This window comes from Streptomyces capoamus (assembly GCF_014654935.1).
Taxonomy (GTDB): domain Bacteria; phylum Actinomycetota; class Actinomycetes; order Streptomycetales; family Streptomycetaceae; genus Streptomyces; species Streptomyces capoamus.
In genome coordinates this window covers 8,226-18,873 of record NZ_BNBF01000044.1, presented here as the reverse complement: position 1 = coordinate 18,873, position 10,648 = coordinate 8,226, and the positions used below count along the sequence as shown (strand labels likewise).

The 10,648-nt window shown below is 70.5% G+C and carries 11 protein-coding genes; 1 reads left to right on the top strand and 10 read right to left on the bottom strand.

The genetic code is table 11. The features are described 5' to 3' along the window. Nucleotides 1-275 precede the first annotated feature (275 nt). From IE312_RS36655 to IE312_RS36630, 6 genes are all read right to left on the bottom strand, one after another. Nucleotides 276-1,262, bottom strand: a complete 987-nt coding sequence (locus tag IE312_RS36655) for a helix-turn-helix transcriptional regulator (protein ID WP_189986643.1) — start codon at nt 1,260-1,262, stop codon at nt 276-278. 10 nt (nt 1,263-1,272) lie between these two features. Further along, the gene (locus IE312_RS36650; protein WP_189986642.1) at nt 1,273-2,226 is read right to left on the bottom strand and encodes a helix-turn-helix transcriptional regulator; all 954 of its coding nucleotides are present in this window, start codon (nt 2,224-2,226) and stop codon (nt 1,273-1,275) included. Nucleotides 2,227-2,398: 172 nt separating this feature from the next. Next, complete coding sequence (locus IE312_RS36645) at nt 2,399-2,770, bottom strand: FKBP-type peptidyl-prolyl cis-trans isomerase (RefSeq protein WP_189986641.1); 372 nt, start codon at nt 2,768-2,770, stop codon at nt 2,399-2,401. 111 nt (nt 2,771-2,881) lie between these two features. Then, entirely contained in the window at nt 2,882-3,886 is a 1,005-nt protein-coding gene (locus IE312_RS36640) for an FKBP-type peptidyl-prolyl cis-trans isomerase (RefSeq protein WP_189986640.1), read from the bottom strand. A 147-nt stretch (nt 3,887-4,033) separates the two neighbouring features. Further along, nucleotides 4,034-5,395 (bottom strand): Pup--protein ligase, encoded by a 1,362-nt coding sequence (gene pafA, locus IE312_RS36635; RefSeq protein WP_189986639.1) that lies wholly within the window; start codon nt 5,393-5,395, stop codon nt 4,034-4,036. 9 nt (nt 5,396-5,404) lie between these two features. Continuing rightward, entirely contained in the window at nt 5,405-6,664 is a 1,260-nt protein-coding gene (locus IE312_RS36630) for an MFS transporter (protein WP_189986638.1), read from the bottom strand. Between the two features lie 117 nt (nt 6,665-6,781). On the opposite strand from IE312_RS36630, the gene IE312_RS36625 reads away from it, so the two are divergent. Further along, nucleotides 6,782-7,801, top strand: coding sequence for a LacI family DNA-binding transcriptional regulator (locus IE312_RS36625; protein ID WP_189986637.1), 1,020 nt, complete (start codon nt 6,782-6,784; stop codon nt 7,799-7,801). Nucleotides 7,802-7,863: 62 nt separating this feature from the next. Here IE312_RS36625 and prcA read toward each other — a convergent pair whose 3' ends face one another. From prcA to IE312_RS36605, 4 genes are read right to left on the bottom strand one after another with little or no spacing between them, the layout of a single operon-like run. Next, nucleotides 7,864-8,619: a proteasome subunit alpha gene (gene prcA, locus IE312_RS36620; protein ID WP_189986636.1), complete on the bottom strand. Its 756-nt coding sequence runs from the start codon at nt 8,617-8,619 to the stop codon at nt 7,864-7,866. A gap of 60 nt (nt 8,620-8,679) precedes the next feature. Beyond that, nucleotides 8,680-9,525, bottom strand: coding sequence for a proteasome subunit beta (gene prcB / locus IE312_RS36615; RefSeq protein WP_189986635.1), 846 nt, complete (start codon nt 9,523-9,525; stop codon nt 8,680-8,682). Continuing rightward, on the bottom strand, nt 9,477-10,070 hold the full coding sequence (locus IE312_RS36610) for an endonuclease VII domain-containing protein (protein ID WP_189986634.1): 594 nt from the start codon (nt 10,068-10,070) through the stop codon (nt 9,477-9,479). The genes prcB and IE312_RS36610 overlap by 49 nt, the downstream gene beginning before the upstream one ends. Nucleotides 10,071-10,103: 33 nt before the next feature. Then, nucleotides 10,104-10,322, bottom strand: coding sequence for a ubiquitin-like protein Pup (locus tag IE312_RS36605; protein WP_030608326.1), 219 nt, complete (start codon nt 10,320-10,322; stop codon nt 10,104-10,106). Between the last annotated feature and the right edge of the window lie 326 nt (nt 10,323-10,648).

The window sequence follows — 10,648 nt, the reverse complement described above, 5'->3', positions numbered from 1 at the left end:
GCCCGGTCGCTTTCTCCGGTCCGCCGAGCCCGGTCGCTTTCTCCGGTCCGCCGAGCCCGGTCGCTTTCTCCGGCCCGCCGAACCCGGTCGCCTTCCCCGGCCCGCCGGACCCGGTCGCCTTCCCCGGCCCGCCGGACCCGGTCGCCTTCCCCGGACCGCCGGGCGCGGTCGCCGGGAACGCCGCGTGGTGCCGTCCCGCGTCCGCGGCGCGGCGGTGGCCGGTCGCGCCGTTCCCCGCGCCCGGTCCGGCCGCCTCACTGCCGGGGGTGCGCCGTCTACACCGCCGTGTCGTACGCCGCCAGTGCCTCCGCCGCCGCCGCGCGGGCGCTCTCGGCCAGCTCCGGCGGCGAGACGATCCGGCCGTCGGCGCCGAGCCGCAGCGCGAGCCGGCGCAGGGAGGCCGGATCGGGGGTGCGCAGAGTGATACGCAGCCCGCCGTCGGCAAGCTCATCGGCGCTGTCGTGCGGGTAGTACTCGGCGACCCAGCGGCCGCCGGGCCCCACCTCGACCACGACCTCCGGGTCCTCGGCGGCCGGCTGGACCAGCGCCTCGGACAGGTCGCGCAGTTCCATCACGGGCGGCGCCGAGGGCTCGTCGAGGATCCTGATCTCGGCGACCCGGTCGAGCCGGAAGGTACGCCGGGCCTCCGAGCGGCGGCACCAGGCCTCCACGTAGGTGTGGCCGACGCTGACCAGCCGGATGGGGTCGATCTCCCGCTCGGTGACCTCGTCGCGGGCCGGGGAGTAGTAGCGGATCCACAGCCGGCGGCGCTCGGAGATCGCCCGGTCGACGTCGGCGAAGACACCGCCCTCGGACTCGAAGGTCACCGACAGCCGGGAGCTGGCACCGGCGGCCTCGCCGGCCGCGGCCTCCACCTTGGCGGTGGCCCGCAGCAGGGCCTGCCGGTCGCTCTCCCGCAGGCCGGGCAGGGTCGACACCGCGCGGGCGGCGACCAGCAGGGCGGTGGCCTCGTCGGCGGCGAGCCGCAGCGGTTCGGCCGCCTCCTCGCCGAGCGCGGCCGGGTTGTGCCACCAGATGCGCTCGCCGTCGGTGTCGATGTCCAGCAGGTCGCCGCCGCGGAAGCTGGTCCCGCACATGGGCAGCAGGTCGAGGTCGGCGACCAGCTCGTCCTCGGTGATGCCGAAGGCGCGCGCCACGTCGGCGATCCGGGCGCCGGGGCGCTCCCTGAGATACGTCACCAGCGAGAGCATCCGTCGCGTCTGGTCGATGGCGTTCACGGTCCTGGCCGGTCTGGCCGCCACAGTCTCCCCCTCAGCCCTTGGCCACGGCACGCAGCCGGTCCACCACGTCGGCCCGCAGCTCGGCAGGCTCCAGGACCACCACGTCCGGCCCGAACTCCACCAGCCAGGCGTCCAGGCCGTGCCCGTACGGAATCTCCAACTCGTCCCAGCCGTCCCCGAGTTCCCGGACCTTCACGGCCTTCGCCCGAAGGGGGTAACCGGCGCCGGAACGCAGCCGGATCAGCGCCGAACGGTCGGCGATCTCCCCGGCCCAGCCCGCAACGGTCTCGCGCACGGTGACGACGTCGGGCACGGGCGCGGTGAAGCCCGTCCCCCGGGAGCGGACCTTGCCGGTGATCCGGGACAGCCGGAAGACGCGCTCGGCGCCCCGGCCGCGGTCGAAGCCGGCCAGGTACCAGTGGCCGCGCCAGCACTCCAGCGCCCACGGCTCGACGTGCCGGGGCTCGGGGCGGGCGGCGGAGGCCTTGCGGTACTCGAAGACGACGGGGCGGCGGTCGCGACAGGCCAGCATCAGCGGCTCGAAGGCGGCCTCGTGCACCGGGATGCGCGGCTCCAGGGCGCCGTGCGCCTCGTAGGGGTCGACGTCCTCGGGCAGTCCGGCGGCGCGCAGCTTCTGCAGGGCGCCGCTGGCGGCTCCGGCCAGCCGGGCCTGCTGCCAGACCTTGGCGGCCAGGCCCAGGGCGGCGGCCTCCTCGGCGTCCAGGGTGATCGGCGGGAGGCGGTTGCTGTCGCGGCGGGCGAGGTAGCCCACCTCGCCGTCCATGTTCTCGACGGTCTCGATGACCAGACCCAGTTCGCGCAGGTCGTCCTTGTCCCGTTCGAACATGCGATTGAAGGAGTCGTCGTTGCCCGCTTCCAGATAGGCCTCGATCGACTCCCGCAGCTCGCGCTTGCTGAGCGGCCGGCGGGTGCCGAGCAGACACAGCGCGAGGTTCATCAGCCGCTCGGCCTTGGCAATGGCCATCGACGCCCTTCGCCTTCCTTATGGTGCTTCTGACCGATGACCGTACCGCTCCGCGGGGCGGTGACAAAAGCCGAGGGCCCATGCCCGAACAGGCATGGGCCCCAGGTGATCGGATCCGGTCCGAACCGGCCGCCGATCGGGAGTGGATCCCGCGTGGATCAGACCCCGTGGATCAGACCCCGAGCAGGTCCACCACGAAGATGAGGGTCTCGCCGGGCTTGATCGCCGGGGTCGGGCTCTGGTTGCCGTAGGCGAGGTGGGCGGGGATGGTCAGCTGGCGACGGCCGCCGACCTTCATGCCCTGGACGCCCTTGTCCCAGCCCTGGATGACCCGGCCCGCACCCAGCGGGAAGCGGAACGGAGTACCACGGTTCCAGCTGGCGTCGAACTCCTCGCCGGTGCTGAAGGCCACGCCCACGTAGTGGACGGTGACGGTCTGGCCCGCCTGCGCGACGGGGCCGTCGCCCTCCCAGATGTCCTTGATCTCAAGGTCCGCCGGAGGCTCGCCGCCCGGGAAGTCGATCTCGGGCTTGTCGATGCTCACGTCAAAAGCTCCTGCTTGTGTACGACACGAAACGCGGACAGTCTTTCATCTCCGCTGCCTTCCCGCCCGCCCCGGGAGCCACACCGGTCACGCCGCCGGTCACCTCCGCGGTCACATCACCGCGAGGATGTCCACGGTGAACACGAGGGTGGAGCCCTTCTTGATGACACCGCCGCTCGGCGGGTTGTCCCCGTACCCCAGCTCCGACGGGACCACGATCAGGACCCGGCTGCCGACCTTCTTGCCGGTCAGGCCCTCGGCCAGGCCCTTGACCGCCTGCCGCATCTGCTCCAGCCCGAACTGGCTCAGCCGGCCGGAACCGTACGTCCGCTGGAAGGTCTTGCCGCCGTCCCAGACCAGCCCCTGGAACTGGCACAGGACCGTCTGGTCGGCCTTCAGCTCCGGCCCGTCGCCCTCCAGGACGTAGGCGGAGACCAGCTTCTTCGGCGGGTCGGTCCGCGGGACGGTGACCTTGGGCACCTGGCCGTCCGTGTCGGTGCCCACCTTCGGCAGCGCGGCGTCGGTCTGCGGCACCTGCTTGCCCTGGGCGGAGCTCTTGGAGTTGTACGACTCGATCAGGTCGATGACGAAGACCAGGGTGTCGGTGCCCTTGATGCCCGCCTGCGCGTTGCCCTGCTTGCCGTAACCCAAGGCGGGCGGCACGGCGATCTGGACGCGGCTGCCGGTCTTCTTGCCCGCCAGCGCATACCGCCAGCCGTCGATGATGCTGCCCTGGGCCAGCTGCATGACCAGCGGGCGCTTGCGGTCGTAGGAGTTGTCGAAGACCTTGGCGGTGCTCCAGATCTGACCCAGGTAGTCGGCCCGGATGAAGTCGTTCTCCGCGATCGTGCGGCCACTGCCCGCGATCAGCGTCTTCACCGCGAGGTTCTTCGACGGCTCGCCCGTCCCCTTGGCGACGGTCGGCTTCTCGCCGAACCTCGTGCCCGCCGTGACCGCCGGCAGCGGACCGTCCACGATCTTGGGCGGGGGCGCGGAGGACGCCGAGGGCGACGGCGAGGCGCCGGCCCCGCCGGAATCGGACGAGTCGTCACCACAACCGGCGAGTGTGACCAGTCCTGCGGGTACGGCGGCCAGGAGGAGTGAGCGTCGGCGCACGGAAAAGCCTCGTAATCGGTCGGTCTTGCGGATGGCGTGCGCGCAACTCTACGACTCGAGAAGGGCGCCGTACGAGAAACGTACGGCGCCCGTGTGGCGTTCCGGCACTCGTGTGCCCGAACACCCTGCCCGCGGAACCGGCCGGGCCTACATCCCGGCGATCAGCTTCTCCACCCGGTCGTCCACCGAACGGAACGGGTCCTTGCACAACACGGTCCGCTGTGCCTGGTCGTTGAGCTTCAGGTGCACCCAGTCGACCGTGAAGTCCCTGCGCTGCTCCTGCGCCCGCCGGATGAAGTCGCCGCGCAGCCGCGCCCGAGTGGTCTGCGGCGGAACCGACTTGCCCTCGAAGATCTTCAGATCGTTGCAGATCCGGGCGGCCTGGCCCTTCCTCTCCAGCAGGTAGTACAGGCCACGACGACGGTGGATGTCGTGGTACGCGAGGTCTATCTGGGCGACCCGCGGATGCGACATCGTCATGTTGTGCTTGGCCCGGTACCGCTCGATGAGCTTGTACTTCATGACCCAGTCGATCTCGGTCTCGATGCGGTCCAGTTCCTCGTTCTCGATCGCCTCGAGGGTGCGGCCCCACAGCTCCAGGACCTGCGCGACGGTGCCGGTACGGATGCCCCGGCGGTCGCAGAAGTCCACGGCCTTGTCGAAGTACTCGCGCTGCACCTCCAGCGCGGAGGCCTCCCGGCCGCTGGCCAGGCGCACCTTGCGCCGGCCGGTGATGTCGTGACTGACCTCGCGGATCGCCCGGATCGGGTTCTCCAGGGTGAGGTCGCGCATCACGGTGCCCGCCTCGATCATGCGCAGCACCAGGTCGGTGGCGCCGACCTTGAGCAGCATCGTCGTCTCCGACATGTTGGAGTCACCGACGATGACGTGCAGCCTGCGGTAGCGCTCGGCGTCCGCGTGCGGTTCGTCGCGGGTGTTGATGATGGGCCGGGAGCGGGTCGTCGCCGAGGAGACGCCCTCCCAGATGTGCTCCGCGCGCTGGCTGACGCAGTAGACGGCGCCGCGCGGCGTCTGCAGCACCTTGCCGGCGCCGCACAGCAGCTGCCGGGTGACCAGGAACGGGATGAGGATGTCCGCGAGCCGGGAGAACTCCCCATGCCGCGCCACCAGGTAGTTCTCGTGGCAGCCGTAGGAGTTTCCCGCCGAGTCGGTGTTGTTCTTGAAGAGGTAGACGTCGCCTGCGATTCCCTCCTCGTGCAGGCGTCGTTCCGCGTCCACCAGGAGTCCCTCGAGAATGCGCTCGCCGGCCTTGTCGTGGGTGACCAGTTCGGTCACGTTGTCACATTCGGGGGTCGCGTATTCCGGATGTGAGCCCACGTCGAGATAGAGCCGGGCGCCGTTGCGCAGGAAGACGTTGCTGCTGCGGCCCCATGACACGACACGGCGGAAGAGGTACCGCGCCACCTCGTCAGGAGACAGGCGGCGCTGTCCCCTGAACGTGCACGTGACGCCGTACTCGTTCTCCAGCCCGAAAATGCGGCGGTCCATGAAGGAACATTACGCCCGATCCCCCGAGCTGAAACGGGGTTCGGCAGCACGATTTGGATCATTTTCCGATGAAGCCGCAACGACCGCTCGTCGCGCGGGAGCTGCGAGGACCCGTCCGGTGGCCAGCAGGACCAGCAACGACACCGCCCCGGCGGCCCCCGGCAGCGCGAACCCCCACACCGTGCCGCCGGCCTGCACCACCGGCCCGGCCAGGCCCGTTCCCACCGACGCACCCACGGTGAACGTCGTCACCAGCCAGGAGAACGCCTCCGTGACCGTCCCGCCCGGCGCATGCCGGTCCACGATGATGAACGCGCAGGCGATGCAGGGCGCCAGGAACACACCGGAGACCACGCTCAGCAGCACCATGGCCACCGGACCCGGCGTCAGCGTCAGCGGCAGGTAACAGACCGCCAGCAGGGCCACCAGCACCCTCAGTCGCCGTTCGGGCACGCCCGCCCACCGGCGGGCGCCGTAGACGGTGCCGCCGGCCAGCGCCCCGAGGCCCAGCCCGGCCATCAGCCAGCCGTAGACCGCGTCACCGCCGTGACCGTCGGCGTACGACACCGAGGCGACCGTGATGGAGCCCAGCGCGATACCCACGCACAGGAACGCGGCCAGCAGCACGAGCAGGCCCGGCGACCGGAGGGCACCCAGCCAGTGCGCCTCGCGCGGGGCCGAGCGCCACGCCCGCGAGGGCGGCGAGACGACCACGGAGAGCGCACCGAGCACACCCAGCAGACTGAGCACCAGCAGCGCCGCCCGCTCGTCCCACACCGACACGCACAGGGTCACCAGCAGCGGGCCGACGGTGAACATGACCTCCTGGGCGATCGCGTCCATGGCGTACGCGGTGTGCACCTGCTCCTCGCCCCCCAGTACCGACGGCCACAGCGCGCGCAGGCCGCCCTCCAGCGGCGGGGTGAACAGACCGGCCGCCGCGACCGCCGCGTAGGCCAGCGGCAACGGCTCGGTGCCGGCGAACGCGAACAGCACCATGGCGAGGGCCGCGAGGACGGCCGCGGGCAACTGGACCCGCGGCTGGCCGTACAGGTCCACCAGGCGGCCCAGCACCGGCTGGCCGACGGCGTTGGCCACGCCGTACACGGCCGCGAGGGCACCGGCCAGGCTGTAGGTGCCGCCCTCGGCGCGCACGAACAGCACCAGCGCGATGGCGGCCGTGGCGTTGGGCAGCCGGCCCACCAGGGTGCCGGTGAGCAGCCGCAACGCGTGCCGTGCCCTGAGGATCTCCAGGTACCCCGTGGCCATGTCCAGCCCTTCCGTGGCTCGCCGGGACGCCGCGACGGCCCGAAGTGTTACGTATAACGTCCCCGTTCATACGTACCATGAGCCCTGTTCACACGTCCAGACGACCGGGAGTCAGTGGTGACCCGCAGCAGCACCCGCCCGACCAGCCGGGACGTCGCCCAGGCGGCCGGGGTCTCCCAAGCGGCCGTCTCCCTCGTCCTCGGCGACAAATGGCGCGGCCGGGTCTCGCAGACCACCGCCGAACGGGTCCGCGAAGCCGCCCGCGAACTGGGCTACCGCCCCAACCTCGCCGCCCGCAACCTCCGCCTCGGCCGCACCCGCACCGTCCTGCTCGTCGTACCCGCCCTGACCACCGAATTCTTCGCCGGCGTCTACACCGGCGCCGCCCGCGTGGCCGCCGAACACGGCTTCGGCGTCGTCCTCTACCCCTCCCCCGAAGGCATCGGCCCCGCCCGCGACCCCTTCGCCTCCGCACAGACCGCCCTCGACGGCGTCCTCGCCTCCTCCATGGCCGCCGACGCCCTCACCGCCATCCGCGGCGACCAGCTCCCCCTCGTCATGCTCGACAGCGACCCCACCGGCAGCCTGGGCGCCGCCACCGTCAACCTGGACATCGCCGACGGCGTCCGCCAGGTCGCCGAACACCTGCTGGCCCTCGGCCACCGCCGGATACTGCACCTCGCCGCCGACGTACCCTCCTGGACCTTCGACGTACGCGCCAGGGAACTGGCCGCCCGCCTCGCCCCCGTCCCCGGCACCGAGCTCCGCACCGCCCGCGCCCCCATCTCCATCGACGGCGCGCTCGCCGCCACCGAAACCGCCCTCACCACCCCCGGCACCCGGCCCACCGCCGTGGTCTGCGACGACGACAAGCTCGCCGCCGGCGCCTACAAAGCACTGCGCCGCCTCGGCCTGCGCGTCCCCGACGACGTCTCCGTCACCGGCCTCGACGACCTCGCCCTGGCCACCGCCATCGACCCCGAACTCACCACCGTCCGACTGGACGCCGAGCTGTTCGGCGAACGAGGCATGCAAGCCCTCCTTGCCGTCCTGGAGGGCCGGCAGCCGGACGGCGGCGACATCCCCGTCCACCTCGTCGTCCGCGGCTCCACCGCACCCCCACCCACCTCCGCCTGAAACGCCGGGTGCCCCGGCCGGAAACCCGGCCGGGGCACCCGGCTCCACGCACGACGGACCCCTCACTCCTCGTCGGAGTCCTCCGGACCGTCCGCACTCTCCGCCTCCGTGCTCGCACCGTCCGCCGCCAGCAGACGCGCCAGCTGACGGCCGACGATCCGCTTGAACTTGCGCTTCTGCGGACGCGTACGGTCCAGCACCGCGACCTCCAGGCGCTCCGCGGGAATCTCCCGCTCACTGCCGTTGGTGTCCCGGGACAAGGCCTGCACCGCCAGCTTCAGGGCCTCCGCCAGACTCATGCCGTCGCGGTGACGCTGATCGAGGAAACCGCTGATCTGCTCCGCGTTGCCGCCCACCGCGACCGAGCCGTGCTCGTCCACGATGGAACCGTCGTGCGGCAGCCGGTAGATCTGGTCGCCCTCCGGCGTCTCCCCCACCTCGGCCACCACCAGCTCCACCTCGTACGGCTTCTCGGCCGCCGAGGAGAAGATCGTGCCCAGCGTCTGGGCGTAGACGTTGGCGAGGCCGCGGGCGGTGACGTCGTCACGGTCGTAGGTGTAACCCCGCAGATCGGCGTAGCGCACGCCGCCGATCCGCAGGTTCTCGTACTCGTTGTACTTGCCGGCCGCGGCGAAGCCGATCCGGTCGTAGATCTCGCTGAACTTGTGCAGCGCGCGGGACGGGTTCTCACCGACGAACACGATGCCGTCGGCGTACTGCAGCACGACCAGGCTGCGGCCACGGGCGATGCCCTTGCGGGCATACTCCGCCCGGTCGGCCATGGCCTGCTGGGGTGAGACATAGAACGGCGTCGACACCGGCTATCCGTCCCTTCCTGTCATAGTCACTGGATCACCTGTAAAAACCCGGGCCCGCGCTCAGAGCAGGGCGGCCTTGGGACCGTCCGGCTCCTCCAGACGCCTCTGGAGCACCGCGCGGGACAACTCGGAGGCCTCCTGCTCGGTGAGCCGGCGGAAACCGTCCTCGGTGATCACCGTGATGATCGGGTAGATCCGGCGGGCGACATCGGGACCACCGGTCGCCGAGTCGTCGTCAGCCGCGTCGTAGAGGGCCTGCACCACCAGCGTGGTGGCCTGCTCCTCGGTCAGGTCGTCACGGAACAGCTTCTTCATCGCACCACGCGCGAAGATCGAGCCCGAACCCGTCGCCGCGAAATTGTGCTCCTCGGAACGGCCGCCCGTCACGTCGTACGAGAAGATGCGCCCCTTCTCGCGGTCCACGTCGTACCCCGCGAACAGCGGCACCACGGCCAGACCCTGCATCGCCATGCCCAGATTGGAACGGATCATGGTCGACAGCCGGTTCGCCTTGCCCTCCAGGGACAGCTGCGCGCCCTCGACCTTCTCGAAGTGCTCCAGCTCCAGCTGGAAGAGCTTGACCATCTCCACGGCCAGGCCGGCGGTGCCCGCGATACCCACGGCCGAGTACTCGTCCGCCGGGAACACCTTCTCGATGTCACGCTGGGCGATCATGTTGCCCATCGTGGCCCGCCGGTCACCGGCGAGCACCACACCGCCCGGGAACGTCACGGCCACGATGGTCGTGCCGTGCGGCGCCTCGAGCACGCCCTGCGTGGGCGGCAGCTGCCGGTTGCCGGGCAGCAGCTCCGGCTGGTGCTCGGCGAGGAAGTCCATGAACGAAGAGGATCCTGGCGTCAGGAAGGCAGCTGGTAGACGCCCGGTGCCACGAGTATTGGCTTCCACAGGTTTCCTTCCAGGTAAGCAACAGCGCGACGGCCAACGTCGGGATCGTCCCGCAACTTGCCGATGGCCGAATTGCAGTTGAAGCACAGTACGCCACGGACCCTACCCGTCCTGTGGCAGTGATCCACATGGGCGGGCGGGGCGTCCAGACAGATCGCACAGAGCCCGCGCTGGGCAACGACCATCGCGTCGCGTTCGGCTTCGGTGATGCCGTAGGTGCGCTTCAGGTGACCGGCACGTCCCTCGGCTGCGCGGCATGCCTTGCAGCGTGTCGACAACCCGTCCGAAGCCGTGGCATTGCGATGCCACTCACTCCAGGCCTTCACCTCCCCGCACTTCAAGCAAAGCTTGTGCCCGTCCGGCACCGGCACCCTTGGGCGGACTTTCCTGCCGAGGCTCTCCTGGCGCACGCGGTGGTAGTCCGCTGCGCAATCACGACAATGCCTCTGCAGTCCGTCGAGGTTCGATCGCCGTTGCGCGAAGGCTGCGCGCGGCTTCTCTTCGCCGCACCGCACGCAGCGCTTCCCGTCACCTTCGTTTGCCAAGGCCCCCCGCCCTCATAGCCTTTGATCTGAAGGCTACTGGCCACCTTTCTGCACGAATGACCGAACGAAGTCCTCGGCGTTCTCCTCCAAGACATCGTCGATCTCGTCCAGAACCGAGTCCACGTCGTCGCTCAGCTTCTCGTGACGCTCCTTGAGGTCCTCCGAGGCCTGCGCGTCCTGCGCCTGCTCCTCGACCTCTTCGGTGGACCGGGTGGCCTTCTGCTGGCCGCCGCCGGTGTCCTTGGTCGCCATAACCCTCACCCCGCTCAGTTCGCCTGCCGATCGGTGATGATCAGACCCTATAGTCCGGGTCCGACATCGGCCCCGCAGTTTCCACAACATGCCGGGGCCACCTGGATGATTCCCGGACGGTGGGGTTTCCACCCCGGCCGCCCGGGTCGGAACGAGTACCCGCTGGTCGTGCTCAGTTGCCGGAAAGGACCCTGACCAGGTCTTCCGCGGTACGACAGCGGTCCAGCAGCTCCTTGACGTGATTTCGCGTTCCGCGTAGCGGTTCCAGGGTTGGAACGCGCTGGAGGGAGTCGCGGCCGGGCAGGTCGAAGATGACCGAGTCCCAG